The sequence below is a fragment of the Microbacterium sp. ZXT2-5 genome (assembly GCF_055329545.1).
The window spans coordinates 1073031-1098032 of record NZ_JBUZWD010000001.1 but is presented as its reverse complement, the minus strand read 5'-3'; the positions used below and the strand labels follow the sequence as shown (position 1 = coordinate 1098032).

Annotated in this window: 23 protein-coding genes; 13 read left to right on the top strand and 10 right to left on the bottom strand. The window is 70.9% G+C overall.

Annotated features, from left to right (window positions below):
• Nucleotides 1-36: 36 nt before the first annotated feature.
• Both ACZBH1_RS04730 and ACZBH1_RS04725 read right to left on the bottom strand, forming a co-directional pair.
• The gene (locus ACZBH1_RS04730; RefSeq protein ID WP_336395011.1) at nt 37-1077 is read right to left on the bottom strand and encodes a TerC family protein; all 1041 of its coding nucleotides are present in this window, start codon (nt 1075-1077) and stop codon (nt 37-39) included.
• A 215-nt stretch (nt 1078-1292) separates the two neighbouring features.
• Nucleotides 1293-1799, bottom strand: coding sequence for a MarR family winged helix-turn-helix transcriptional regulator (locus ACZBH1_RS04725; RefSeq protein ID WP_463645668.1), 507 nt, complete (start codon nt 1797-1799; stop codon nt 1293-1295).
• 82 nt (nt 1800-1881) lie between these two features.
• Between ACZBH1_RS04725 and ACZBH1_RS04720 the strand changes: the two genes are divergently transcribed.
• The 5 genes from ACZBH1_RS04720 (at nt 1882) to ACZBH1_RS04700 (ending at nt 7273) form a co-directional block, all read left to right on the top strand.
• On the top strand, nt 1882-4026 hold the full coding sequence (locus tag ACZBH1_RS04720; protein ID WP_463645667.1) for an MMPL family transporter: 2145 nt from the start codon (nt 1882-1884) through the stop codon (nt 4024-4026).
• Nucleotides 4027-4115: 89 nt separating this feature from the next.
• Nucleotides 4116-4868, top strand: a complete 753-nt coding sequence (locus ACZBH1_RS04715) for an ABC transporter ATP-binding protein (RefSeq protein ID WP_463646656.1) — start codon at nt 4116-4118, stop codon at nt 4866-4868.
• A complete protein-coding gene (locus ACZBH1_RS04710; RefSeq protein ID WP_463645666.1) occupies nt 4865-6163 on the top strand; it encodes an ABC transporter permease in 1299 nt (432 codons plus the stop codon). Before ACZBH1_RS04715 ends, ACZBH1_RS04710 begins: the two co-directional genes overlap by 4 nt.
• 17 nt (nt 6164-6180) lie before the next feature.
• The gene (locus ACZBH1_RS04705; protein ID WP_463645665.1) at nt 6181-6801 is read left to right on the top strand and encodes a TetR/AcrR family transcriptional regulator; all 621 of its coding nucleotides are present in this window, start codon (nt 6181-6183) and stop codon (nt 6799-6801) included.
• A gap of 118 nt (nt 6802-6919) precedes the next feature.
• A complete protein-coding gene (locus ACZBH1_RS04700) occupies nt 6920-7273 on the top strand; it encodes a PPOX class F420-dependent oxidoreductase (RefSeq protein WP_463645664.1) in 354 nt (117 codons plus the stop codon).
• A gap of 9 nt (nt 7274-7282) precedes the next feature.
• Here the strand turns inward: ACZBH1_RS04700 and ACZBH1_RS04695 are convergent, their stop codons facing one another.
• The 6 genes from ACZBH1_RS04695 to ACZBH1_RS04670 all read right to left on the bottom strand — a co-directional run bounded on the left by ACZBH1_RS04695 (nt 7283) and on the right by ACZBH1_RS04670 (nt 12855).
• A complete protein-coding gene (locus ACZBH1_RS04695; RefSeq protein WP_463645663.1) occupies nt 7283-8515 on the bottom strand; it encodes a sensor histidine kinase in 1233 nt (410 codons plus the stop codon).
• Nucleotides 8508-9221 carry a response regulator transcription factor gene (locus ACZBH1_RS04690; protein WP_463645662.1) on the bottom strand — a complete coding sequence of 238 codons (714 nt, stop codon included), beginning with the start codon at nt 9219-9221 and terminating at the stop codon, nt 8508-8510. Before ACZBH1_RS04690 ends, ACZBH1_RS04695 begins: the two co-directional genes overlap by 8 nt.
• Nucleotides 9222-9296: 75 nt before the next feature.
• Nucleotides 9297-11123 (bottom strand): Ig-like domain-containing protein, encoded by a 1827-nt coding sequence (locus ACZBH1_RS04685; RefSeq protein ID WP_463645661.1) that lies wholly within the window; start codon nt 11121-11123, stop codon nt 9297-9299.
• Between the two features lie 88 nt (nt 11124-11211).
• Nucleotides 11212-11604 carry a hypothetical protein gene (locus ACZBH1_RS04680; RefSeq protein WP_452323968.1) on the bottom strand — a complete coding sequence of 131 codons (393 nt, stop codon included), beginning with the start codon at nt 11602-11604 and terminating at the stop codon, nt 11212-11214.
• A 92-nt stretch (nt 11605-11696) separates the two neighbouring features.
• Nucleotides 11697-12260 (bottom strand): signal peptidase I, encoded by a 564-nt coding sequence (locus ACZBH1_RS04675; RefSeq protein WP_336393703.1) that lies wholly within the window; start codon nt 12258-12260, stop codon nt 11697-11699.
• 28 nt (nt 12261-12288) lie between these two features.
• Complete coding sequence (locus tag ACZBH1_RS04670; protein WP_463645660.1) at nt 12289-12855, bottom strand: TasA family protein; 567 nt, start codon at nt 12853-12855, stop codon at nt 12289-12291.
• A gap of 243 nt (nt 12856-13098) precedes the next feature.
• Between ACZBH1_RS04670 and ACZBH1_RS04665 the strand changes: the two genes are divergently transcribed.
• Nucleotides 13099-14811: an IlvD/Edd family dehydratase gene (locus ACZBH1_RS04665; RefSeq protein ID WP_463645659.1), complete on the top strand. Its 1713-nt coding sequence runs from the start codon at nt 13099-13101 to the stop codon at nt 14809-14811.
• Nucleotides 14812-14844: 33 nt separating this feature from the next.
• Complete coding sequence (locus ACZBH1_RS04660) at nt 14845-15852, top strand: zinc-dependent alcohol dehydrogenase (protein ID WP_463645658.1); 1008 nt, start codon at nt 14845-14847, stop codon at nt 15850-15852.
• Between the two features lie 42 nt (nt 15853-15894).
• Here ACZBH1_RS04660 and ACZBH1_RS04655 read toward each other — a convergent pair whose 3' ends face one another.
• Nucleotides 15895-16794, bottom strand: a complete 900-nt coding sequence (locus ACZBH1_RS04655) for a helix-turn-helix transcriptional regulator (RefSeq protein ID WP_463645657.1) — start codon at nt 16792-16794, stop codon at nt 15895-15897.
• A gap of 100 nt (nt 16795-16894) precedes the next feature.
• Here ACZBH1_RS04655 and ACZBH1_RS04650 point away from each other — a divergent pair, with 100 nt between their 5' ends.
• The 5 genes from ACZBH1_RS04650 (at nt 16895) to ACZBH1_RS04630 (ending at nt 22816) form a co-directional block, all read left to right on the top strand.
• Nucleotides 16895-18142 carry a multidrug effflux MFS transporter gene (locus ACZBH1_RS04650; RefSeq protein WP_463645656.1) on the top strand — a complete coding sequence of 416 codons (1248 nt, stop codon included), beginning with the start codon at nt 16895-16897 and terminating at the stop codon, nt 18140-18142.
• A gap of 56 nt (nt 18143-18198) precedes the next feature.
• A complete protein-coding gene (locus ACZBH1_RS04645) occupies nt 18199-19218 on the top strand; it encodes a zinc-dependent alcohol dehydrogenase family protein (protein ID WP_463645655.1) in 1020 nt (339 codons plus the stop codon).
• 192 nt (nt 19219-19410) lie between these two features.
• Nucleotides 19411-20430, top strand: coding sequence for a carbohydrate ABC transporter permease (locus ACZBH1_RS04640; RefSeq protein ID WP_378879925.1), 1020 nt, complete (start codon nt 19411-19413; stop codon nt 20428-20430).
• Nucleotides 20430-21380, top strand: a complete 951-nt coding sequence (locus tag ACZBH1_RS04635; protein WP_336393695.1) for a carbohydrate ABC transporter permease — start codon at nt 20430-20432, stop codon at nt 21378-21380. The genes ACZBH1_RS04640 and ACZBH1_RS04635 overlap by 1 nt, the downstream gene beginning before the upstream one ends.
• A 65-nt stretch (nt 21381-21445) precedes the next feature.
• Nucleotides 21446-22816, top strand: coding sequence for an ABC transporter substrate-binding protein (locus ACZBH1_RS04630; RefSeq protein WP_463645654.1), 1371 nt, complete (start codon nt 21446-21448; stop codon nt 22814-22816).
• A 91-nt stretch (nt 22817-22907) separates the two neighbouring features.
• On the opposite strand, the gene corA is transcribed toward ACZBH1_RS04630, so the two are convergent.
• Nucleotides 22908-23906: a magnesium/cobalt transporter CorA gene (corA, locus tag ACZBH1_RS04625; RefSeq protein WP_336393693.1), complete on the bottom strand. Its 999-nt coding sequence runs from the start codon at nt 23904-23906 to the stop codon at nt 22908-22910.
• Between the two features lie 102 nt (nt 23907-24008).
• On the opposite strand from corA, the gene ACZBH1_RS04620 reads away from it, so the two are divergent.
• Complete coding sequence (locus ACZBH1_RS04620) at nt 24009-24977, top strand: squalene cyclase (RefSeq protein ID WP_336393692.1); 969 nt, start codon at nt 24009-24011, stop codon at nt 24975-24977.
• The last annotated feature ends 25 nt before the right edge of the window (nt 24978-25002 follow it).

The following is a 25002-nucleotide window of genomic DNA, read 5'->3' as shown; positions in this document are numbered from 1 at the left end:
GGCGGCCGCCGCCGGGCGTCGCTCAGTGCCGGCGGGTCACGAGGTCTCCCTCTCGCGGTCGGCAGCCATCTCGTCGTCCGCGGCCGGCGTGGTCAGAGGGCGTGCCGGCGCGTCGCGGTCGCCGCGGGTCTTGATGAGGCTCGCGGCCGTCGCCACCGCGATGGTGCCGGCGATGAACAGCAGCGAGAACCAGATGGGGATCTCGGGGGCCCACAGCATCGGCTCACCGCCGTTGATGAACGGGAGCTCGTTGACGTGCATCGCGTGCAGCACCAGCTTGACGCCGATGAAGGCGAGGATCACGGCGAGACCCTGCGCGAGGTAGACGAGGCGCTCCAGCAGGCCGCCGATCAGGAAGTAGAGCTGTCGGAGCCCCATCAGCGCGAACGCGTTCGCGGTGAAGACGATGTAGGCCTCCTCTGTCAGCCCGTAGATCGCGGGGATCGAGTCGACGGCGAAGACGAGGTCGACGAAGCCGATCGCGATGATCACGAGGAGCATCGGGGTGACGAAGCGCCGACCGTCCTTGACGACGGTGAGCCGATCCGCGTTGTACTCGTCGCTGACCGGCAGGTGGCGGCGCACGAACGACATGAAGCGGCCCTGCGAGGGGTCCGCCTCGCCGTGCGCGAAGGCCTGACGATACGCCAGGAACAGCAGCAGCGCGCCGAACAGGTAGAAGATCCACGAGAAGTTCTCGATGAGCGCGGCACCGACCGCGATGAACACGCCGCGCAGGACCAATGCGATGACGATCCCGATCATCAGCACCTTCTGCTGATAGATCTTCGGCACCGCGAAGCCCGTCATCACGATGAGGAAGACGAAGAGGTTGTCGACCGAGAGCGCCTTCTCAGTGAGGTAGCCGGCGAAGTACTCGCCGCCGTACGTCCAGCCCGACATGACGCCGATGCCGACGCCGAAGAGCAGCGCGAGTCCGATGTAGAACGCCGACCAGCGGGCCGACTCGCCGATCGACGGCTCGTGGGGTCTGCGGACGTGGGCGAAGAACTCGTAGACGAAGAACGCGATCGTGACCGCGATCGTGATGAACCAGACGAGCGGGGTGATGTTCACAGGGATCTCCAGACCTGGCGTGATGGATGACGCCAAGGTCTTCTCCATCCCCGTGATCGAGGACCGGTGACCCGGGATGCACCCTGCATCCGTAGTGACGAGTCGACCGCGCCGGAGTACTCCCCTTGCTGTCGGCAGATTACTGGGCTACGCCGATGTCTTCCTGAGAACCGGCCGAGAGGCGGCGCATCGTCGGCCGTGCGCGAGCGGCGCGCTCACGCACGGGCCGGCTCGACGTGGGAGCGGTAGACCTCGACGACCCGTGAGAGGTACGCCGTGATGATCGCCTGCTCCTGAGCGCTGAAGTCGTCGAGCACGGCGTCGACGTCGAGGATCATCGGCATGAGCACCGAAAGGGCGCTCTCGCGCGAGGTCTCCGTCGGCACGACCAGCACCCCGCGGCGATCGCTGGGATGGGGCTCGCGGGTGACGTGGCCGAGTCCTACGAGCCGGTCCACGAGTGCCGTCGTGGACGCCGTCGTGATGCCGAGCCGGCGCGCGAGTTCACTCGGCCCGAGCGGCCCCGAGGCGATCAGGTGCTCCATGGCCTCGAGGTCGGTGGGGTTCACCGTCAGGTGCGTCCGCAGCCGCCGCTCGAACAGGTCGCTCACGGTGATGAGGTCGCGCAGCAGGCCGGTCGCCGGGCGCACGGGCGGGCCGCCCGCGTCAGCCTCGCGAGGGCGGCGGGAAGCGTCCGTGTTGCCAGCGGCGACGGCATCCATGCGTCGATGATAACCCGAACTTGCGCAGTCTGACTTATATCTAGATAATCTAGACATTAGTTCTGCTAGGGAAAGGGCGGCCATGAACGGCTTCCTCCGTTTCGTCACCTCCGCGAAGACGTCGTGGATCGTGCTGGTGCTCGCCGGCCTCATCGCGGGCGGGTTCTTCGCCCTCGGCAGTGGGGCGGAATCGGAGACGGCGCCCACCGTGGGGCTGCCCGACTCGGCGGAGTCCGTGCAGGTGGACGAGCTGCTCGAGGAGTTCCCGAGTGCGGACACCACGTCGGCGCTGCTGGTGTTCGCCGCCGACGACGGAGAGCTGTCGTCCGACGACATCGCGCTGATCGGCGAGAAGGCGGCGGGCGAGCTCGCCGATTTCACGCCGGACGGCTTCGTCCCGCCCGCCCAGATCTCGGAAGACGGCACGGTCGCCCTTCTCGTCGTCCCGCTCGACCCCGAGTCCGACGTCGAGCGCCAGGCCGAGCGGGCCGCGGAGATCCGCGAAGCGGCCGCGGCCGATCTCGAGGACGTGCGTGTCTACCTGACCGGCCCCGAGGGCTTCGAGGTCGATGTGGCCGCAGTCTTCGCGGGAGCCGACTTCACCCTTCTCCTCACCACCGTCATCGTCGTCGCGGTGCTCCTCATCGTGACGTACCGGAGCCCCTGGCTCTGGATCGTGCCGCTCGTCGTCATCGGACTCGCTGACGCGGTGGCGGGAATCGTCGCCAACCGGGTGGCCGCCGCCGCCGGAATCGCGCTGGACGCGTCGATCACCGGCATCCTGTCGGTCCTCGTCTTCGGTGCGGGCACCAACTACGCGCTCCTCCTGATCGCCCGATACCGCGACGAGCTGCGGCTCAGCCCCGATCGCCGTGAGGCGATGCGCCGCGCCATGCGCGGCGCCGGCCCCGCGATCATCGCGAGCGGCTCGACCGTCGCCCTCGCGCTGGCGACACTGCTCCTGGCGGAGATCGCCGGCAACCGGGCGTTGGGGCTCGCCTGCGCGGTGGGCATCCTCGTGGCCATGGCCTTCGCGCTCATCGTGCTGCCGGCAGCCCTCGTGCTGTTCGGCCGCGGCCTGTTCTGGCCCTACGTCCCCCGGTTCGGCTCGCGCGACGCCATCGCCCGCAGCCCGTGGGGGAAGCTCGGCCGTGCGGTGTCGCGGCGCCCGGTCGTCGTCGCGATGTCCGGCTTCGGCGTGCTGGCAGCGCTCGCGAGCGGGCTCTTCTTCGTCGAAGTCGGCCTGTCGCAGAGCGACCGGTTCCTCCGCGAGCCGGAGGCCGTGCAGGGACAGGAGGTGCTCGCCGATGCGTTCTCGGCCGGCACGAGCTCGCCGGCGGTCGTCGTCCTTCCGAGCGAGGATGCCGAGCAGGCCGTGGCGACGCTGTCCGACCTCGACGGCGTCGACGGTGCGACGGTGACCGAGGAGAGCGGCGATCTCGCCCGGATCGATGTCGTGCTGTCGGATGCCGCCGAGACGCCGGAATCCTTCGCGACGATCGAACGGATGCGCACCGCACTCGCCGACGCCGGTTCGAGCGACGCGCTGGTCGGTGGCCTGGACGCGAGATCCCTCGATGTCGCGCAGGCGCAGGCGCGTGACCAGGCGCTGCTCATCCCGCTCATCCTCGTGGTCGTGCTCGTCGTGCTCATCATCCTGCTGCGTGCGCTCGTGGCCCCGATCCTGCTGCTGCTCGCGGTGGTGGCGAGCTACTTCTCCGCCGTGGGGGCCAGCTGGTGGCTCTTCCAATCGCCGCTCTTCGAGTTCCCGGCCATCGACACCAATGTGCTGCTGTTCAGCTTCCTGTTCCTCGTCGCGCTCGGCGTCGACTACAGCATCTTCCTGGTGACGCGTGCCCAGGAGGAGTCGCGCGTGCTGGGCACGACGCAGGGCATGATCCGGGCGCTCGCCGCCACCGGGGCCGTCATCACGAGCGCGGGCATCCTTCTCGCGGCGGTGTTCGCGGTCTTGGGCGTGCTGCCCCTGATCACCCTCACCCAGATCGGCGTCATCGTGTGCATCGGCGTCCTCATCGACACGCTGCTCGTGCGCACCGTGATCGTGCCGGCCATGGCGTTCATCACCCGCGATCGGTTCTGGTGGCCGCGGCGTCCGGTCGTGTCCGACGCGGACGCGCACGCGGCGGGCCTGGACGCTCTCGCAGGGCGTGCCGGCGAGCACGCCGGTGACGAGAGCATCGACGCCCCGGTGGCGGCTATGCACTGACTCCGCGGGCCGATCGGCCTCTCTCGGCCTACATGCAGTTACTGCGGTATAAAGTGCAGTCACTGTAAGTTTCTGAGAGAGGGACCATGATGACACCCCAAGCGGACGAAGGGCGAGCCGCAAGCGGCTCGCCCGTTCTGGAGGCACGCGCTGTGACGCGCACCTACGGACGCGGTGAGAGCGCGTTTCACGCGCTGCGCGGCGTCGACCTCGCCGTGAAACGCGGCGAATCGCTGGCGATCGTCGGCAAGTCCGGGTCGGGCAAGTCGACCCTGATGCACCTGCTCGCGCTCCTCGACAGGCCCACCTCCGGCCAGGTGATCGTCGAGGGGACGGATGCCGCCACCCTCCGCGCTCGCGACCTCAACGCCCTCCGCAACTCCACCTTCGGCTTCGTCTTCCAGCAGTTCTTCCTCGCCGCCGGGCAGTCGGTGTTCGAAAACGTCACCCTCCCCCTGGTGATCGCCGGAACTCCGGCCAAGGAGCGGCGGCGGCGGACCATGGCCGCGCTCGACGCTCTGGGGATCGCCGACAAGGCCGCCAACCGTGCGACGGATCTCTCCGGGGGGCAGAAGCAGCGCGTCGTGATCGCCCGCGCCCTCGTGGGCGAGCCGTCGGTGATCTTCGCCGATGAGCCGACCGGAAACCTCGACTCCGCAACGGGCGCACAGGTCGAGGAGATCCTCTTCGGGCTGCAGCGCGAACGCGGGATCACCCTCGTCGTCGTCACCCACGACCGCGAACTCGCCGATCGCTGCGGGAGGGCGGTCGCCATCGCCGACGGGCTGATCTCGACGGATGCCGCGACCGCGGCCGCAGCGCTGACGGAGGTGTCGCGATGAGGACGAGCGATCTGGTGCGCACGGCGGCCCGCAACGCTTTCCGCAGCCGGCTGCGCACCACCCTCACGGTGCTGAGCCTGTTCGTCGGCGCCTTCACGCTGACCCTCACGACCGCCCTCGGTGCGGGCGTCAACGACTACGTGGAGCGGCAGGTCTCGACCCTGAGCACGGGAGACGTCCTGCTCGTCAGTCCCGCCGCGACGACCGAGACCTCCGACGGCCCTGACGAGTTCGATCCGGACGGGCGTCAGCAGGCCGCCGCGGCCAATCCGCTGGCCGGCGGTACGCTGCTGAACGAGGACGATGTCCAAGCGATCGCCGGGATGGACGGCGTCCGCTCGGTCGAGGCCGTCAGCCAGGTCCAGATCGATTGGGTCCAGGCCGCCGCCGACGACGCGACCAGGTTCGAGATGGACATCAACCCGACGTCGTCGATCGGGCGGAGCGACCTCGTCGCCGGCGCCCAGCTCGACCAGGAATCGGCCGGGTACGAGCTGGTGATCCCCGAGGAGTACGTCGCCGCACTGGGATTCGCCGACGCCGACTCGGCCGTCGACGCGCGTGTGATGCTCGGCTTCAGCGACGCCGGACTGGCCGAGCGGCAGGTCGAGGCCTCGGTCGTGGGAGTGGCGCGGACGAGCCTGTTCGCGTCGGGCGCCGGCGCCAACGCCGCACTCGTGGAGGAGGTCGCCGCCGCTCAGGCGATACCCGGGCAGCCTCGCGCGTGGCCGCTCGCGGTCGCCTACCTCGAAGGCTCCGGCGACGACGGAGCGGTGACTGCCGATGACATCGGCGCGGTCAAGGCCGAACTGGCCGACGCGGATCTCGCAGGCCAGACCGTCGAGGACCAGCTCGGGGTCGTCCAGACCATCATCAACGGCATCATCGGCGTCCTCAGCGCGTTCGCCGTGGTCGCCCTCATCGCGGCGTCTTTCGGGATCGTGAACACGCTCCTGATGAGCGTGCAGGAGCGCACGCGCGAGATCGGACTCATGAAGGCGATGGGGATGTCGAACGGCCGCGTGTTCGGGCTGTTCAGTCTCGAAGCGGTGGTGATCGGGTTCCTGGGCTCGGCGCTGGGCGCGCTCGCCGCAGTCGCCGTCGGATCCGCGCTCGCCGGCTCCCTGTCGCAGACGGTCCTGGCCGACCTCCCGGGCCTGCGGATCCTCCTGTTCGAACCGGCGGGCGTCGCCGTGGTGATCGTCGTGATCATGGCGATCGCCTTCGTCTCCGGCGTGCTGCCGGCACGCCGCGCGGCCCGCCAGGACCCGATCGAGTCGCTACGGTACGAGTGAGCCGAGGAGCGCAGATCATGTCCACGTCACCGAGTCCACGTCGTCGCGACGCCGTTGCGAAGGCCGCGGCCATCGAAGCCGCGGCGGTCGACCTCGTGCTCGAGCACGGGTACGAGGCGGTGACGGTGGACATGATCTGCGCTCGCGCGGGTGTGAGCCAGCGCACGTTCTTCAACCACTTCAAGACGAAGGACATGGCTCTGATCGGCCCCGGTGCGCCGACCGTGGACGAGCGCGCTGCGCGCGCCTTCATCGTGTCGACCGGCCCGCTGCTGCGCGAGGCGACGCAGCTCATCCGGATCGATGCGGGTGCGATGGCGAGCGACCCAGGGCTCCTCGCCCGCCGGATCCGCGCGGTGGGTACCAACCCCATCCTGATGGCCCGTCAGATGGAGCGTCTCGCGTCGATCGAGCACGAGCTGCGCGAGATCATCCAGCTGCGACTGCAGACCCAGTACCCCGATGAGGCTCCCGCCGACTTGGCCGATCAGGCCGACATCATCACCCACCTCCTCGCCGGGGTCATGCGCTACATCGGCCAGTCGTGGGCGCGCGATGTGGAGCGCGGCGCGGCACCCGCGATCGACCCGACCGCCATCGGCGACGCGCTCGATCGCGCCGTGCGCAAGCTCGGCTGACCGACGCCTGGCCGCATCATGGCGTGACGGTCGTCCCAGTCGTTCTCCGCACCGACCGGGGCGTCCGCCCCCGGTAGGTTGGGACGGTGCGGGAACTGTCGTCGGCGGATTCGAGTTCGTGCGCGAGCGCCACCTGGCCACGCTGTCGACGATGGCGCCGTGGGGCGGCATCCATTCGGTCCCCGTCGGGTTCACACTCCACGACGGGATCCTCCGCGTCATCACGTCGCGCGACTCCCAGAAGGTGCGCAACGTGCTTCGCGACGGGACGGCGACCATCAGCCAGGTCGACGGGGCGCGGTGGCTCAGCTTCCCCGGCACCGCGACCGTCCACGACGATCCCGAGGAGGTCGCGCTCGCGGTCTCGCTCTACGCCGAGCGGTATCGGCAGCCGCGCGTCAACCCGAAGCGCGTGGCGATCCAGCTGCGGCCCACGCGGATCCTCGGCAGCAGCGGGCTGCGCCGGGACTAGGGCCGGGCGTCACTCCGGCCGCTTCTGCGGCAGGATCAGCGAGAAGCGCGTCGTGGGCGACGAATCCAGCAGCAGATGCCCGCCCAGGGCCTCTGCCAGTTCGGCCGACAGGGCCAGCCCGATCCCTTCGCCGCCTCCGGTGCTCTTGCCGGGGGTGCGCTGGAAGATGGCGTTGCCGGCGGGACGCGGCCCTTCGTCGCCGACGCTCACCGTCACGTAGCCGTTCGCGCGGGCCGCCGACACGCTGACCCTGCCCCGGCCGTGCTGCAGCGCGTTGTGCACGAGGACGTCGAGGATCTGCGCCGTGGGCGCCGGCGCGTCCACGGTGGTCACGTGCGTCGCGTCGACGCGGATCTGACGGCTCTTCGCCGCCGCCTGCGATCGCCACCGATCGCCCGCCTGCGTGAGCATCGGGGCCAGCGGCGTCCACGCGTCCGCACCCGGCGTGCCGCCTCGGGCCATCTCGAGCAGCTCGGCGATCGCCTCTGAGAGACGGTCGATCTCCCGCAGCGCGTGCTCTAGCTGCTCGCGCACCGGTGGCGGAGTCTCGGGCCACAGCGACAGGTCCTCCAGCTCGAGCCGCAGCGCCGTGATGGGGGTGCGGAGCTGGTGCGAGGCGTTCGCGGCGAACTCGTGCTCGCGCCGGATGCGCTGCTCGAGCGTGGACGCGCTGGTGCGCAGCGCCTGGTCGATCGCCCGGGCTTCGGGGATGCGCAGGTCCTCGTGCGCGCGCTCGAGCGTCCCCTCGCCGAGGTCGCGCGCGACGGCGGCCAGCCGGGTGAACGGCTGCGAGAGGCGACGCGCGAGCAGCACGGCCGCGACGGCCGAGACCGCCATGAGCGCCACGCCCAGGATCACCACGGGCATCACCGCTTCCTGCACCCGCCCCGAGATGACGTCGTCGGACCGGCCGAACTCCACCGTTCCGCCCCCCTCGACCTCGGCGGTCGAGACGATGTCGTCCGGTCGGGGGTTCACGCCCGCCTGCACGCGCTCGCCGTCTGCGTCGACATAGACGATGTGCTCGCCCTCGATGAGCAGGGGCTCGAGGAACTCCGCGGTCACCTCGGCCTCCGCCTCGCGCTCGGCCATCAGCACCGCGAGGAAATCGGCGAGACGCACGACCCGCCGCTCCTCGCTGGTCTGGATCAGGTCGGCGACGATGTACGCGCGCGGGATGCCGTACAGCGCGATGATCCCCACCGCGAGGGCCACGAAGGCGAAGACGAGGCGTTCACGCATCCGCCGCCCCGTCGTCGAGGCGGAATCCCACGCCCCGGATCGTGGTGACGCGCACATCCGCGCCGGACTCCTCCAGCTTCTGGCGGAGCCGGGCGATCGTCACATCGAGCGTCTTGGTGGAGCCGAACCAGTTCTCGTCCCACACCTCGTCCATGAGGCGTTCCCGCGTCACGACGGCGCCGCGGTTGCGGTCGAGCTGCTCGAGCAGATCGAACTCCTTGGTGCTCAGCGAGATCTCGCGATCACCGGCGAAGACCCGGCGCGCGTCGGCGTCGACGGTGAGTCCGGCCCCGGATGCCGCGACCGCGGTGGTCTCCGCCGTCCCGGCGGCCAGAAGCCCCGCGCTGCGTCGCAGCAGCGCCCGCAGCCGCGCGAGGAGCTCCGCGAGCGCGAACGGCTTGGCGATGTAGTCGTCGGCGCCGACGTCGAGACCGACCACCCGGTCGAGCTCCCCGTCGCGCGCGGTGAGGATGATGATGCCGCCGGCGAAGCCCTCCTCGCGCAGTCGGCGGCAGACGTCGAGGCCGTCCATGTCGGGGAGGCCGAGATCGAGCACCACCAGGGAGAAGCCGTCGCCGATGACCCGGCTGACCGCCGTGCCGCCCTCGGCCACCCGCTCGACCTCGTAGCCCTCTCGGGTCAGCGTGCGCACGAGCGGCACCGCGATGCCGTCGTCGTCCTCCACGACCAGGATGCGCTGCCCCACGACGTCGATGCTATCCAGGCTGTCGTCTCGGGCTGCGTCAGCCCCGCCTGGGGTGTCGCCCTGCTGTCGGCTCACTCAGAACTCCCGGTCCAGGTTGCCCGTCTCGGTGACGGGGGTGTTCGAAGAGGCGGTGCCGCCGAGGTCGGTCGCAGAGCCGGACGGCGTCCACACCATGGCGGCCGCCGATGTCGTCGGAGCGGTGCGCAGGGCGCCGCCGCCGAGGAGGGAGCCGAGGGTGACCTGCACGACGATCACGGGCAGGCCGTTCACGGTCGCGGTGGTCGCCGTCATCGTGGCGTTGAACGTCGACGTCTTGTTGCTCTTCACGTAGTCGCCCTTGAGGTTGACGGAGCCGAGGTTCACGAGCGTGCTCGTGCCGGGGACCAGCACGTCGACCGTGTCGCCGGCGTTGCCGAGCGAGAGCAGGTTGCCGTCGCGCAGGCGCAGCGTCACGGGCGCGCCGACGCCGTTCCAGCCGGCCATGATGCTCGCCGGGTTCATCTGCGTGCTGTACGTGAAGGTCATCGTGTCGCCGGCATCCAGTCGGCCCGGTGTCGTGCCGCCGCTCGCGGTCTGCACATCCGTGCCGCGCACGGCGCGGTTGTCGACGCGGCGCTGGGCGACCGTCGCGGACGTCGTCGTCTTGCCGGCGGAGTCCGTGAGCACGGCGCGGAAGTCGTAGAGACCGTCGGCGACCGATCGGGTGTTCCAGGCGCAGCTGTACGGGGCGGCCGTCGGAGCGCATACGGTGGTCCAGGCGGTCGTGCCGCTCAGAGTCATCTGGATGGCGACGTTCGCGACTCCGGCCGTCGAGTTGGCCGTCGCGGTGAGGCTCGCCGCTCCGCTGAGGAAGGCGCCCGGGTCCTCCATCGCCACCGATGCCACGGTGTTGTCGACGACGCGCTGTGCGATGACGGCGGAGGTCGTGATGTTCCCGGCCCCGTCGGTCGCGACGGCACGGAAGGAGTAGCTCCCGCCGGGCAGCGCGGTCGTGGCGTACCGGCACGAGTACGGCGGAGCGGTGACGGTGCACGCGTCCTGCCAGCTCGTGCCGTTGGCCGAGAGCTGGATCACGACGCGCGCGATGCCCGACGCGGCGTCGGAGGCGGTCGCGGCGAGCGTCACGGTGCCTCGCAGCGGCGACCCCGGGTCGGTCATCGCCACGGTGGGCGCCCCGTTGTCGACGAGGACGTCGGCGACGACGTTGGACGCGGTGGTCACGCCGTTGGCGGTGACGGTCGCCCGCAGGTCGTAGAAGTCGTCCTTGAGCGAGCCCGTGGCCCAGGCGCAGGTGTACGGCGACGTCGTCGTCGTGCAGACCGACTTCCAGATCCCCGTGCCCGCGACGGCGTACTCGAAGTTCACCGTGTAGGTGCCCGTGCCGGGGTTCTGCAGCGCGGCGGCGAGCGAGACGGATCCGCGCACGATCTCACCCGGGTCGGCGAGGACGATGCCGACGGCGTTGCCGACGGTGGCGCGCACGCTCGTCGAGGTGGTGACGTAGCCGGAGTTGTCGGTGGCGACGGCGCGCAGGTCGTAGGCGCCGTCGGCGGTGGTGCGGGTGTCCCACGCGCAGCTGTAGGGGCTCGTGGTGTCGGCGCAGAGCGTCGTCCACGTCGCCGCTCCGACGGCCTGGACCGAGATGACGACGCTGCGGATGCCGGTCTCGGCGTCCGCCGCGAGGGCGGTGATCGTCGCGGTGTCGCGGAGGGTGCCGGCGGGCTGCTGGACCGACACCGTCGGCGGCGTCCAGTCGACGGCGGCGCCGACGCGGTTCGCGCCGTTGGTGGTCTGGGCGGTGAAGGACGCCGACGAGAGGGCCGGTCCGAGCGGACCCCCGGCGACGAGCAGGACGGCCGCGAGCACCACGAGCACCGCGTTGCGGAGCGCGGTGCGGGTCATCGGGTTCTCCTCGTCGGACGGGGCGATTCCGACGCTACGCGCGGCCGGGTTACAGCCGTGCCACGGCAGCGCCTCACCCGCTCCACAATCAGCGTGGGCAGCCGTCGGCGACGCGGCGCGCGGTGGCCGGCCATGACGCGGTCAGGCAGGCGGCGAGGCCCGCGAGCAGGAGATCCCGTCCGTCCCACGGCGCGGCAGCTGCGCCGGGGATGCCTATGGTGTGGGTCAGGCAGACGCCGACCAGCGTCGCTGCGCCGATGAGGACCATGGCCAGCCGCGACTCGAAGCAGCGCGCGGTGACGAGGCGCAGGGCGGCGAGCACTCCCGCCGTGCCGAGGACGGCGGACACCAGCGCCGACGGGTCCCGGCGGGGGTCGCCTGCGGAGGCTGCCAGCAGGTGAAGTGCCGACAGGCCCACGAGGGCGGCCGTCGCACCCCCGCCGATCAGGCGGTGACGTGTGGAGGCGCGAAGGGGTGCCATGGGGAGCTCCGGGAAGGGCAGGTCGCCGGTGAGCGGGGACCGGCGGCGGTGGGGAAGGTCGTGGCCCGCGTTTCGGGTACGCGGGCCACGGGTCAGGAGGCGACGGGAGCCGGGGCGGCGCCGCGGCGCGGGCTGCCGGCGCGGATGAGGTCGCGGAGGAAGAGCAGGGCGATGAAGGCGGCGGGTACGCCGATCGCCAGCATCCGGATCATCGCATCGGACAGGGCGATGAAGATCCAGCCGACGAGGGGCACCCAGCCGACCACGCGGGGCTGGACGGCGTCGGCGAGGGTGAAGGTCCAGGGGTCGACGCCGGCGTTGGCGTCCCCCTGGGTGCGGAACACCCGCGACGGGCTGCCGTCGGGGTTCGGTTCGATCGAGACGATGCGGTGCGTGACGAGCTCGGTGATGCCCGAGTCGGCAGGGGGCAGGTACGTGATGACGTCGCCGGTCCGCAGCTCCGACACCGGCACCTGGCGCTCGAAGACGAGCGCACCTCGTTCGAAGGTGCCGGACATGGAGCCGCCGGTGATGACGTAGCGGTCCATCCCGAGGAGGCCGGGCACGAACATGAGCGCCGCGATGATGGTGGCGATGATCGCGGCGATGGTGATCGCGGCGCTGCCGACTCGCTGGAACGTCTTCGCGGCGCTCATGTCGTGTCCCCCCTACCCCCAAGTCGGATTACTGGTTGGTGACCGTCGCGGCGGTCTGCGTGGCATCCCACGTGTAGGTCGCAGTGGCGGTCTTGCCCTGCTCCTCGTTGCCCGCGGTCTGGGCGAGCGTCACGCTGAAGGTGTACTCGCGGGCCTCCCCGGCGGCGAACTGGCCGAGGGCGACGGGGCCGGCCGTGGTGAGGGCGCCGAAGGTGCCGCTCCAGACGGTGGTCGAGCCGTTGGTGATGGTGAGCTTGAGGTTGTCCTTGTTCGCGAAGCCGTTCGTTGCGCTCTCGGTCAGCTTGAGGACCGCGGCCAGCGAGCCGGAGTTCGTGATCGTGACCTTGCCGTTGACGGTGTCGCCAGGCTTGAGGTTGTCGAGGTTGAAGATCGCGCTGTTCGCCTTCGAGTTCTGCTGCGTCAGCGTGCCGGTGCTGTAGGCGTTGCCGGTGTTGACCGAGTTGGCGACGAAGTCGGCGCCCGAGCCCACGGTGATGGCGGCGGCGACCAGAAGGCCGGCGAGCGGAAGGAGGATGCGCTTGCGCGAACGAGCGGGCGCGGTGACCGGAGCGGCGGGGGTGGCGGTGATGTCCATCGTGGGCGGGTTCCTGTTCTGAGAAGGGGTTCTTCGTGCTGTGGAAGACGCTACGAAGGCGCGGGCAACAGAACCCCCACAGCCGGACTACGACAGCGCCAGGGCTCGGACACACGCGTCCGCGGATGGCAACGAGCGGGTGACGGATGCCGCGTCCCGGCCGCGCCGGATCGCGCGGAGCCCCCTCGCGGTCGGGCAGGATGGCAGGAGCGCCCGTACGAGCGGGCGGGATGTGGGTCACCGGTGACGCTTCGCAGTTCCCAGTGGTATGCGGGCGACGACCGCAACGCGTACATCCACCGTGCCTGGATGCGGCGCGGCGTGCCGGACTCCGCGTTCACCGGCCGCCCGCAGATCGCGATCGCCAACACCGCCTCCGACCTGACGCCGTGCAACGCGCACCTGACCGAGGTCGCGCAGTCCGTGACGAACGGCGTCTACGAGGCCGGCGGCATCCCGCTGGAGCTCCCGGTGATCTCGCTCGGCGAGACGAACGTGCGGCCGACCGCGATGCTGTGGCGCAACATGGCGGCCATGGCGACGGAGGAGATGCTGCGCGCCAACCCCATCGACGGCGTCGTGCTCCTCGGCGGATGCGACAAGACGATCCCGGCGCTGCTCATGGCCGCGGCATCCGTCGATCTGCCCGCCGTCGTCGTGCCCGGCGGGCCCATGCTGACCGGGCACTTCCGCGGCGAGGCGCTCGGCTGCGGCACCGACGTGTGGCGGCTCAGCGAGGAGGTGCGCGCGGGCACGCTCAGCGAGGCGATGTTCCTGAAGAGCGAGTCGTCGATGATCCGCTCCAAGGGGCACTGCAACACGATGGGCACGGCGTCGACCATGGCGCTGGTCGCAGAGGCGCTCGGGGTGGTCGTGCCCGGGGTGGCCGGAACCCCCGCGGCGGATGCGCGGCTGCTCGAGGCGGCGCACCTGACCGGCGCGCTGGCCGTGGGGCTCGTGGCGGAGGACCGCCGGCCGTCGACGTTCCTCACCGAGGGCAGCTTCCGCAACGCGATCGTCGCGCTGGCGGCGATCGGCGGATCCACCAACGCGGTGGTGCACCTGCTGGCGATCGCGGGGCGGCTGGGCATCGACCTCACGATCGACGACTTCGACCGCGTCGGGGCCGACGTGCCGCTGCTGGTGAACCTGCAGCCGGCCGGCCGGTACCTCATGGACGACCTGTTCCGCGCCGGCGGGTTCCTCGCGGTGATGCGCGAGGTGCGCGACCTGCTGGACCCGGAGGCCCTCACCATCACCGGGCGCCCGTTCGTCGAGTACGTCGACGACGCCCGCATCTGGGACCCCGACGTCATCGCCTCGCGGGACGCGCCGCTGCAGCCGCACGCGGGGATCTCGGTGCTGCGCGGGTCGCTCGCGCCGGGCGGCGCACTCATCAAGCCCGCCGCCGCCTCGCCGCACCTGCTGAAGCATCGCGGCCGGGCCGTCGTGTTCGACTCGATCGAGGACTTCCACCGACGCGTCGACGACCCGGAGCTCGACATCGACGAGGAGTCCGTGATGGTCCTGCGCGGCTGCGGCCCGAAGGGCTACCCCGGCATGCCGGAGGTGTCGAACATGCCGCTGCCGAAGAAGCTGCTCGAGCGGGGCGTCCGCGATGTCGTGCGCATCTGCGACGGCCGCATGTCGGGCACCGCCTACGGCACCGTCGTGCTGCACGTGACGCCTGAGGCCGCCGCCGGAGGCCCGCTCGCCCTCGTGCAGAGCGGCGACTGGATCAGCCTCGACGTGCGCGCCGGCCGACTCGACCTCGACGTCCCCGCGGAGGAGCTGGCCGAGCGGATGCCGAGCCAGGCCACCCTCGACGGCTACGCCCGGCCCCGGCGGGGGTGGGAGCGCCTCTACGTCGATCATGTCCTGCAGGCAGACAGGGGCGCCGACCTGGACTTCCTGGTCGGCGCATCCGGATCCGAGGTGTCGCGTGAGTCGCATTGATACCCAGACCGCGCCGAACCTGTGGGCGGGGCGATGAGGGCGCTCGTCGTCACCGGACCCGGCCACGCCGAGATCCAGGAGGTCGCGGAACCGGAAGCAGGCCCCGGCGAGGTCGTCGTCGATGTCCGGCGCGCGGGCATCTGCGGGACCGACATCGAGTTCTTCACGGGCGAGATGGCGTACTTCGGCACCGGTGACGCCGCGTATCCGATGCGCATCGGGCACGAGTGGATGGGCGTCGTCTCGGCCGTCGGCCCGGGGGTCGACCCGCTCTGGGTCGGTCGCCGCGTCACCGGCGACACCATGCTGGGGTGCGGGGCGTGCCGGCGCTGCGAGCATGGACGGCAGCACGTGTGCGCGCGCCGGCTCGAGCTCGGCATCCGCGGGGGCAAGGCGGGCGCGCTCGCCGAGAAGGTCGGGACGACCGTCTCGTCGCTGCACGGACTCCCCGAGCCGGTGGACGATGCGATGGGGGCGATGGTCGAACCGGGGGGCAACGCCTTCCGGGCCGTGCAGGGTGCGGCGCTGCAGCCCGGCGACCGCTGCCTCATCCTCGGCCCGGGCACGATCGGGCTCCTCTGCGCCATGTTCGCCCGCGCCGCCGGCGCCGAGGTGCACCTGCTCGCGCGCCACGAGGGGGCGAGGGCGTTCGCCCGATCGCTCGGCTTCGACCACGTCTGGACCCAGGAGCGGCTGCCGGAGCTGCCGTGGGACGCCGTGATCGAGGCATCCAACGCGTCCCAGCTCCCGGCGAAGGCGCTCGAGCTGGTCGAACCCGGCGGGCGGGTGGTCTACATCGGCCTCGCCGGAACCCCGAGTCTCATCGACACGCGCGACCTGGCGCTGAAGGACGTGACGGCGGTCGGCGTGCTGAGTGCCTCACCCGGGCTCGCCGGAACCATCGACGCCTTCGCGGCAGGGGTGGTCGACCCGCGCCCGCTCGTCGCCGCCACCGTGGCCCTCGAGGACCTGCCCGCGATCCTGGCGGGTGAGCGGCCGGAGGGTGCCGGATCCGGTCCGAAGTTCCACGTCGCGCTGTGAGCGGGCTCGGCGGGTCACCGCCGGGGCGCGACGCGGGGCGCGTCAGGCGCCTTCGGCCGCGTGCTCGTCCGCGGCGGGCTCCTCGGCGCGGTGCGTCGCCGCCCACGAGGCGAGGAGACGCAGTCGCTCCGCGGAGGGCGACCCCGGCTCGGCGGTGTAGATGAGCATGACATGCCCAGGCTCTGCGGTGATCGCGAGCTCCTCGTAGGCCAGGATCAGCTCGCCGACCACCGGATGGTGGAACCGCTTCGTGCCCGAGCCGTGCGTGCGCACGTCGTGGGCGGCCCACAGCCGCCGGAACGTCTCGCTGCGCGTGGACAGCTCGCCGACGAGCTCCTGCATCGCCGGGTCGTGCGGATCGCGGCCTGCCTCGGCGCGCATGACACCCACGCACATCTCGGCGAACCGGTCCCAGTCGGGGTAGAACTCACGGGCGGCCGGGTCGAGGAACTGGAAGCGGGCGAGGTTCGGCACACGTCCGCCGTCGCCGATGACGGGGGAGTAGAAGGCCCGGCCGAGCTCGTTGACCGCGAGCAGGTTCTGGCGCTGGTCGCGCACGAACGCGACGCCGTCGGTGATCGCCTCCATGGCCCACTGCAGGCTGGGGCGCGCCGCCGACGCGCGGGAGCTCCGGCGGCGCGGGCGGCCGCTCGTGGGGATGCCGTCCGCCGCGCGCGCGAGGTCGAACAGGTGCGCCCGCTCGGCGTCGTCGAGCTGCAGGGCCCGCGCGACGGCCTCGAGCACCGACGCCGATGCGCCGGCGATGCTTCCTCGCTCGAGCTTGGCGTAGTACTCGACGCTGACGCCCGCGAGGATCGCGACCTCGCCGCGGCGCAGCCCCGGGACGCGGCGGTTCGGCCCCGCCGCGATGCCGGCGGCATCGGGCGTCACCCGCGCCCGGCGCGCCATGAGGAACTCTCGCACCTCGGCTCGGTTGTCCATACGAGAAGGCTAGATCGGCTCGGCCGCGCGAAGGGTGCCCTGTCGGTACATGTCTCATCAGGAACTCCCCCGGCGAGCGGCGGCGCGCGACGCTCGATGCATGACCGACACCGCCGCTCCGCCGCGAAGCACACGCACCCGGCTGCTGCCGACGCTGCTGCTCCTGCTCACGGTCTTCGGGCCGATCTCCATGGACCTCTACCTTCCGGCGCTCCCCGCGCTCACGAGCGAGCTCGGCGCAGCGACCTCGGTCGCCCAGCTCACCGTGACCGCATGCCTCGTGGGCCTGGCCGTCGGGCAGCTGGTCGCGGGTCCGCTCTCCGACCGGTTCGGTCGGCGGGGGATCCTCCTCGTCGGCATCGCGGCGTACATCGCCACCTCGGCGCTGTGCGCCATGAGTCCCACGATCGAGCTGCTCATCGCCGCGCGCTTCGTGCAGGGCCTCGCGGGCGGCGTCGGCATCGTCATCGCGCAGGCCGCCGGTCGCGACGTGTACTCCGGCGGCGCGCTCATCCGCTTCTACGGCCGGCTGACGGTGGTGGGCGGACTCGCCGCCATCGTGGGCCCCCTTCTCGGCGGGGTGCTCATCGCCGTCACCTACTGGCGGGGACTGTTCGCCTTCCTCGCGCTGATCGGCGCGGGCATCCTCGTCATCACGCTGCAGACCTTCCCCGAGACACTGCCGGTCGCCCACCGCACGCAGGGCGGCTGGACCCGCACGATGCGCGACTACCGGACGCTGGTGACGGATGCCGCGTTCCTCGGCGCCGTCCTCAGCCAGGGCTTCCTCTACGCGGCGCTCTTCGCCTACCTGGCAGGGGCGACCTTCGTGCTGCAGGACATCTACGCACTGACACCCCTCGGCTACGCGCTCGCCTTCGGGCTGAACTCCGCCGGCTTCATGGTCTTCGGCTGGCTCGCCGGCCGCCTGGCCGAGCGCTGGAGCCTTCGCGGGACGCTCGCGGCGGGCATCGTGGTCGCGGGGCTGGGCGCCGCCGGGCTGCTCGCATCCGGCCTGGCGGCGATGCCGCTCTGGGTCGTGATCGTCTCGCTCTTCGCGCTCGCGGTCGGCGTCGCCATCACCTCGCCCCCCGCGACCACCCTGGCCCTGGCCGACCACCCCCGCATGGCCGGCACCGCATCGTCGCTGCTGGGCATGGTGCGCTTCGGCTTCGGCGGCATCGCCGCCCCGCTCGTGGGGGTCGCCGGTGCGACCAGCATCCTGCCTCTCGGCGTCGTCACCGTGACGGCCGTGGCGCTGGCGGCCGTCGCCTACGTCGTGCTGACCCGCCGGTCCGCTCCCGCGGCGACCGTGGAGCAGGCGGCGGTGGCGGCATCCGTCGGCTGACCTCCTCCGAACCCCGAGACCACCCCCATCCGAACCCCGACAACAAGGAGCACCTCATGCGCGCCGTCATCATGACCGCACCCCGCGACGTCCGCGTCGAAGACCGCGACGATCCTGTCATCTTGGAGCCCACCGACGCCGTCATCAAGCTCGCCGCGACCTGCATCTGCGGGTCGGACCTGTGGCCGTACCGCGGCGACGACGAGGCCGACCACCTGCCGATGGGACACGAGTACGTCGGCGTCGTCACCGAGATCGGCGAAGACGTGCGCACCCTGACGGTCGGCGACTTCGTCGTCGGCTCGTTCTTCGCCTCCGACAACACGTGCGAGATCTGCCAGGCCGGGTACCAGTCGCGGTGCATCCACGCGTACCCGGTGGGCGCCATCGGCACGCAGTCCGAGTACGCGCGCATCCCGATGGCCGACGGCACCCTCGTCGCCACTCCCGGTCAGCCCGACCCCGACCTGATCCCGTCGCTGCTGGCGGCCTCCGACGTGCTGGGCACCGGCTGGTTCGCCGCGGTCGCCGCCGAGGCCGGACCGGGCAAGACGGTCGCCGTCGTCGGCGACGGCGCCGTGGGCCTCCTCGGCATCCTCGCCGCCAAGCAGCTCGGCGCGGAGCGCATCATCGCGATGAGCCGGCACGCCGACCGGCAGGCCCTGGCCCGCGAGTTCGGCGCGACCGACATCGTCGAGGAGCGCGGCGACGAGGGCGTGGCGAAGATCAAGGAGCTCACCGGCGGCTACGGCGCGCACAGCGTCATCGAGGCGGTGGGCACGCAGGAGGCGATGATGCAGGCCATCCGCGCGACCCGCCCGGGCGGCCACGTCGGGTACGTCGGCGTCTCGCACGACGTCTCGCTCGACGGGCTCGAGCTGTTCTTCTCGGGGGTGCACCTCCACGGCGGACCGGCCCCCGTGCGCCGGTTCCTGCCCGAGCTGATCCAGCTGATCTGGGACCGCCGGATCGACCCGGGCAAGGTCTTCGATCTGACCCTGCCCCTCGAGGAGGCCGCCGAGGGCTACCGGGCGATGGACGAGCGTCGGGCCACCAAGGTGCTCCTCACCGTCTGATCTCGCGCGGACCGGAGGGGGCGCCGCCGGCGCCCCCTCCCCGGGGGGATGCACAGAAGCAGCGCTTCGCGCAACCCCATGGAGAGCGGCCGGGGGTGGTGCCTAACGTCGCGCCATGGCCGCACCATGCCCACTTCTCACCGCGCGACGCGAGGTCGGGCGTCGCGCACGCCCAGCGAGCGAGGCGCCGCGATGAGCGTGACGTCGCAGAACGACGCCGTCGTCGAGGCTCTCAAGGAGGCCACCGACTCGAGCGCGGACGGCGGACGGGGCCGCGCGCGGCGCAAGGAGCGCCCGCGCAAGGTCAAGGTCAAGCAGCACTACGACAAGCGAGAGGTGCTCGCCGGCTATCTCTTCATCTCGCCGTGGATCGTCGGGTTCCTGATCTTCACCGCCGGCGCGATGGTCTACAGCCTCTACATCTCGTTCAGCAACTACAACCTCGCCACCAACACGGCCCGCCCGGTCGGTGTCACCAACTACGCCGGCCTGTTCGAAGACCCGCGGGTGGGTGTCTCCCTGGCGAACACGCTGTTCTACGTGGTGCTCGCGGTTCCGCTCGAGATCGTCTTCGCCCTGATCCTCGCGATGCTGCTCAACCGTGTCGGCCGCGGCGCCGGCGCGTTCCGGACGCTGTACTACCTGCCCAAGATGACCCCGGCCGTCGCCACCGCGGCGGTGTTCTTCCTGCTGCTGAACGGCAACACCGGCGCGATCAACCAGGGTCTGCGCATCTTCGGCATCGAGGGTCCGCAGTGGCTCGTCGATCCCGCGTGGGTGAAACCGAGCATCGTGATCATGACGCTGTGGACGGTCGCCGGCACGATGGTGATCTTCCTCGCGGCGTTGAAGAACGTGCCGGTCGAGCTGTACGAGGTCGCCTCGCTCGACGGTGCCGGCCCCGTGCGCAAGTTCTTCTCCATCACGCTGCCGATGATCTCGGGCGCGATGTTCTTCAACATCATCGTGCTGTCGATCGCCGCCTTCCAGGTCTTCGACCAGGCGTACCTGCTGTTCTGGCGCGATCAGAGCAACGCCTCGCCCGAGGCATCCCTCTTCTACGCCATCTATCTCTTCCAGCAGGCGTTCCGGCAGTTCAACTTCGGGTTCGCCGCGGCGATGGCGTGGCTGCTCTTCGTCATCATCATGATCATCACGGTGATCCAGGTGAAGTTCGGCAACCGCTTCGTGTACTACGAGGGAGACCGCTGATGTCGGCGTCGCTGCAGACCCCCGGAGTGTCCCGGCCCACCCCCGAAGCCGCGGTGGCCGCCGCTCCGCCGCCCAGGCGCTCCCGCTGGCGCCGCGGGCTCTCGCAGCCCAAGACCCTCGCCGGGCGCGTGGTGCTGACGATCCTCCTCCTCGGGTTCGCGCTGCTGTTCCTCTACCCGTTCGCCTGGCTGCTCGCGGCGAGCTTCAAGCCGCGCGGCGAGGTCTTCGACAACTCGCTCATCCCGAAGACCTTCGTGCCCGAGAACTACGTCGAGGTGTGGAACCAGCTGCCGCTGCTGAGCTGGATGTTCAACAGCGTGGCGATCGCGCTCCTGGCCGCCGGAACGGTGGCGATCTCGAGCTCGATCGTCGCGTTCGGCTTCGCGTACTTCCGCTTCCCGCTGCGGGGGCTGCTTTTCGGCCTGGTGCTGGCGACCATGATGCTCCCGGGTGCGGTGACGATGATCCCGATCTACCTGATCTGGAAGGAGACCGGGTTCCTCGGCACGTGGGTTCCGCTGTGGGGCATGAACCTCTTCGGCTCGGCCTTCTACATCTTCCTGCAGCGGCAGTTCTTCCTGAGCCTGCCCAAGGAGCTGTTCGAAGCGGCGCGCCTGGACGGCGCGAGCTACTGGGGACTGTTCTGGCGCATCGCGATGCCGTTGTCGATCCCATCGTTCGTCATCGTGTTCCTGTTCGAGTTCCAAGCGAGCTGGAACAACCTCCAGGCCGCGCTGATCTACCTCAACGCCGGATCCGTCGACGAGTTCACCGCGCCCCTGGGCATCGCCTACGCGATGACGAAGTACAGCCCCACCGCCGGCGGCCAGGGCGACTACCAGTACGTGATGGTGGCGTCGCTGCTGGTCACGCTCCCCATGCTCATCCTGTTCGCCTTCGGCCAGCGGTACTTCATCGAGGGCGTGGCGACGCAGGGCAGGAAGGGATGACGGATGCCTCTCCGACGCTGAGCTCGATTCCACAACCACACATCACGAACGCGAAAGGGAAACAGATGCGCAAGCGCATGATCGGAATGGCCGCCATCGCGGCATCCGCTGTCCTCCTCGCCGGCTGCGGCGGCGGCGGCAACGGCGGCGGAGTCACCGACGGCGACGTCGACTTCGAGGCCGAGCCGACCGGCGCCCTCTCGGCGTGGGGCTTCGAGAACGCCGACGACGTCGGGCAGTCCCGGCTGGACTACGCGGAGGAGCAGCTCCCGGACGTCGAGGTCGACCTCGACGCCACAGCGTTCGACGCGCAGAAGTTCACCACGCGCATCGCGGGCGGCGACGTCCCCGACGTCGTGCAGATGGACCGGCGGTACGTCACCCAGTACGCCGCGCAGGGTCTCATCGTCCCGCTCGACGCGTGCTTCGAGGCGCAGGGGGTCACCCCCGACGACTACTGGTACCCCTTCGTGGTCGACGACGTCCGCTACGACGACGCGATCTGGGCCGTGCCGCAGTTCTACCAGCCGCCGGCGATCATCCTGAACAAGCGCGTGATGGACGAGGCCGGTGTCACCAGTGAGGACATCGACACGTCGAAACCCGACGCCCTCCTCGGCGCGATCGAGAAGATGTACCAGGAGTCCGGCGGAGTGCCGACGCGCCTGGGCTTCGACCCGGTCTCGACGGGCCAGGCGCCGCTGTGGATCCTCGGCATGGGCGGCCAGCTCACCGATGAGGATGGTGCGCCGACGCTCGACGACCCGAGCAACATCGCGGGCATCGACATGCTCAAGCAGATCAACGACGCGCAGGGCGGTTACGCATCGGTGAAGAGCTTCACCGACTCGTTCGACACGTTCGGAGACAACAACCAGTTCGTCGCCGACCAGGTCGGCGCGCAGGTGAACGCGCAGTGGTACCCGAACGTGCTGTCGCCGTACGTCGACGAGATCCAGATCGAGGCGGTGCCGTTCAAGAACAGCGACGGCGAGCCCTTCTCGGTCACAGGCGGCCAGGCCTTCGTCATCCCCGCCGGTGCGGAGAACGCCGCCGCGGCCTGCGCGTGGATGATCAGCCTCACCAGCGAGGACGCCTGGGCGGCCGCCGGCGAGGCGCGCGCCGCGACGCGCGAGGAGGACGGCGGCATCAACACCGGGCTGTTCACCGGCGCGCCGGGCCCCGACCAGGCGATCCGCGACGAGTACGTCGTCGAGACGGGCAACGCCGGCTTCGACCAGACCATCGCCACCTACTACGAGGTGCTCGACTACGGTCGGTCGTTCGGCTCCTCGCCCGCCGGGCAGGACATCCAGAACGAGCTGAACAACGCGGTCACCGCGGCGCTGCTCGGCGACAAGACGCCCGAAGAGGCGCTCGCCGACGCGCAGTCCGCCGCGATGCGGGCGTACGAGAACGCGACGGCCGGCGGCTGAGCCGCCGGCCGCCCCCACGCGCGGGGGACAGCGGGGCGGGTTCGACGTCAGGTCGGCCCGCCCCCGTTCGTTCGAGCGTCGTCGCTCGGGCTCAGAGCCAGTGCCGCCGGCGGAACACCCAGTACAGCGTGATGCTCGTCGCGGCCATCAGACCGAGGGCCATCGGGTAGCCGAGCGGCCACGCCAGCTCGGGCATGTACTCGAAGTTCATGCCGTAGATGGTCCCCACGAGCGTGGGGCCGAAGAGGATCGCCGCCCACCCGGAGATCTTCTTCACCTGCTCGTTCTGCATGAGTGCGGTGTCCGTCTGGCGCTGCGTGACGATCGTCGCGTTGACGGTGAGCGCGTTGTCGAGGATCGAGCGGAAGGCCACCGTCTTGTCGACGATCCGCAGCGCGTGGTCGTGGACGTCGCGGAGGGCCCGCTGCAGCTCCACGTCGACCTCGTACTTCGGGGCGCCGCGCTGGAGCGCCTCGAGCATGTCGGCGAGCGGCGCGACGGCCCGCTGCAGGAGGATCACCTCGCGCGAGAGGTCGTAGATGCGCTTGGAGAGCGTGACGCCGCCGTTCTCGAACAGCGCGTCCTCGATCTCGTCGATGTCGTTCTCGACGCCGTCGATGACGGGCGTGTACTCGTCGACGACCTCGTCGAGGATCGCGTACAGCACGGCCTCCGGCCCCCGGGCCAGAAGCTCGGGCTCGCCCTCCATGCGATGGCGGACGCGGGCCAGGTCGGGGGACTCGGCGTGGCGGATCGTCACGATGAAGTCGGGCCCGACGAAGACGTGCAGCTCGCCGAACTCCACGCTCTCGGTCTCGTCGACGTACCGGGCGGGCCGGAGGACGATGAACAGGATGTCGCCGTAGCGTTCGAGCTTGGAGCGCTGATGCCCGGTGAGCGCGTCCTCGACGGCGAGACGGTGCAGCCCGAACTCGTCGGCGACCTGCGCGATCTCTTCGGGAGACGGGCGGAACAGCCCGATCCACGCCATCCCGTGGTGTTCGCGCGTGTACTCGAAGGTCTCGCTGAGGCTCGACGGATTCCGGATCCGCTTCCCGGCGACGTACACGCCGTTGTCGACGATGGGCATCTGCCGATTCTTCTCGCCCCGCGACCGCGGGAGGTGCGACCCGCCGCGGCGGACGGATGCCGCAGCCCGGTGAACGTCGGACCGCGTGGGTACTCTGCCGTCATGACCACGGATCAGCGCGTGCTCGAGTGGCTCCTCGATTCCGACCCCGCCCTGCGCTGGCAGGTCGAGCGCGACCTCGCCGGCGCCCCGCCGGAGGTGTGGCAGGCGACGCGGTCGCGCGTGGCGACCGAGGGCTTCGGCGCGCGGCTGCTGGCGCTGCAGGGCGACGACGGCCAATGGGCGGGAGGGGCGTTCTTCCCGGCGGGCTTCTTCGGAAGCGCCGAGGCCGACGAGCCCGGCCAGCCCTGGACGGCCACCACGTGGGTGCTGAAGGACCTGCGCGAGTGGGGCCTGGACGCCCGGGCGCTCGCCGGAACCGCGGAGAAGCTGGCGGTCAACAGCCGCTGGGAGTACGAGGACCTGCCGTACTGGGGCGGCGAGGTCGACGTCTGCATCAACTCCTACACGCTGGCCGCCGGTGCGTGGCTCGGAGCGGACGTCTCCCGGCTCGTCGCCTGGTTCCCGGAGCACCGCCTGGCCGACGGCGGCTGGAACTGCGAGGCCGAAGAGGGCGACTCGGTGCGCTCCTCGTTCCACTCGACGCTGAACGCCGCCCGCGGCATCCTCGCCTACGAGCGGATCACCGGCGACGCCGGCATGCGCGACGCCCGCCACGGCGGCGAGGAGTACCTGCTGTCCCGGCGCCTCATGCTCCGTGCGTCGACCGGCGAGGTCGTCGGCGACTTCGTCAGCCGATTCGTGTACCCGAACCGCCACCGCTACAGCGCCCTGGCGGCGCTCGACCACTTCCGCGAGGTCGCGCTGCTCGAGGGCGGCCGGCCCGACCCGAGGCTGGCCGACGCGGTCGCCCTCGTGCGGGCGGCGCGTCAGCCCGATGGCACGTGGCTGCAGACGACACCGCTGCCCGGTCGCACCTGGTTCTCCGTCGACGTCGCCGAGGGCGAGCCGTCGCGCTGGCTCACCCTGATCGGCACCCGCGTGCTGCGGTGGTGGGACGAGGCGACCTGACGCTGCCCCGACGGCCGGCGCCCCG

Excerpts from the sequence above, each read along its gene's own strand:
- ACZBH1_RS04725 (WP_463645668.1), bottom strand. The coding sequence starts at position 1,799 with ATGGATGCCGTCGCCGCTGGCAACACGGACGCTTCCCGCCGCCCTCGC.
- ACZBH1_RS04720 (WP_463645667.1), top strand. The coding sequence starts at position 1,882 with ATGAACGGCTTCCTCCGTTTCGTCACCTCCGCGAAGACGTCGTGGATC.
- ACZBH1_RS04715 (WP_463646656.1), top strand. The coding sequence starts at position 4,116 with ATGACACCCCAAGCGGACGAAGGGCGAGCCGCAAGCGGCTCGCCCGTT.
- ACZBH1_RS04710 (WP_463645666.1), top strand. The coding sequence starts at position 4,865 with ATGAGGACGAGCGATCTGGTGCGCACGGCGGCCCGCAACGCTTTCCGC.
- ACZBH1_RS04705 (WP_463645665.1), top strand. The coding sequence starts at position 6,181 with ATGTCCACGTCACCGAGTCCACGTCGTCGCGACGCCGTTGCGAAGGCC.
- ACZBH1_RS04695 (WP_463645663.1), bottom strand. The coding sequence starts at position 8,515 with ATGCGTGAACGCCTCGTCTTCGCCTTCGTGGCCCTCGCGGTGGGGATC.
- ACZBH1_RS04685 (WP_463645661.1), bottom strand. The coding sequence starts at position 11,123 with ATGACCCGCACCGCGCTCCGCAACGCGGTGCTCGTGGTGCTCGCGGCC.
- ACZBH1_RS04680 (WP_452323968.1), bottom strand. The coding sequence starts at position 11,604 with ATGGCACCCCTTCGCGCCTCCACACGTCACCGCCTGATCGGCGGGGGT.
- ACZBH1_RS04675 (WP_336393703.1), bottom strand. The coding sequence starts at position 12,260 with ATGAGCGCCGCGAAGACGTTCCAGCGAGTCGGCAGCGCCGCGATCACC.
- ACZBH1_RS04670 (WP_463645660.1), bottom strand. The coding sequence starts at position 12,855 with ATGGACATCACCGCCACCCCCGCCGCTCCGGTCACCGCGCCCGCTCGT.
- ACZBH1_RS04660 (WP_463645658.1), top strand. The coding sequence starts at position 14,845 with ATGAGGGCGCTCGTCGTCACCGGACCCGGCCACGCCGAGATCCAGGAG.
- ACZBH1_RS04655 (WP_463645657.1), bottom strand. The coding sequence starts at position 16,794 with ATGGACAACCGAGCCGAGGTGCGAGAGTTCCTCATGGCGCGCCGGGCG.
- ACZBH1_RS04650 (WP_463645656.1), top strand. The coding sequence starts at position 16,895 with ATGACCGACACCGCCGCTCCGCCGCGAAGCACACGCACCCGGCTGCTG.
- ACZBH1_RS04645 (WP_463645655.1), top strand. The coding sequence starts at position 18,199 with ATGCGCGCCGTCATCATGACCGCACCCCGCGACGTCCGCGTCGAAGAC.
- ACZBH1_RS04640 (WP_378879925.1), top strand. The coding sequence starts at position 19,411 with ATGAGCGTGACGTCGCAGAACGACGCCGTCGTCGAGGCTCTCAAGGAG.
- ACZBH1_RS04635 (WP_336393695.1), top strand. The coding sequence starts at position 20,430 with ATGTCGGCGTCGCTGCAGACCCCCGGAGTGTCCCGGCCCACCCCCGAA.
- ACZBH1_RS04630 (WP_463645654.1), top strand. The coding sequence starts at position 21,446 with ATGCGCAAGCGCATGATCGGAATGGCCGCCATCGCGGCATCCGCTGTC.
- corA (WP_336393693.1), bottom strand. The coding sequence starts at position 23,906 with ATGCCCATCGTCGACAACGGCGTGTACGTCGCCGGGAAGCGGATCCGG.
- ACZBH1_RS04620 (WP_336393692.1), top strand. The coding sequence starts at position 24,009 with ATGACCACGGATCAGCGCGTGCTCGAGTGGCTCCTCGATTCCGACCCC.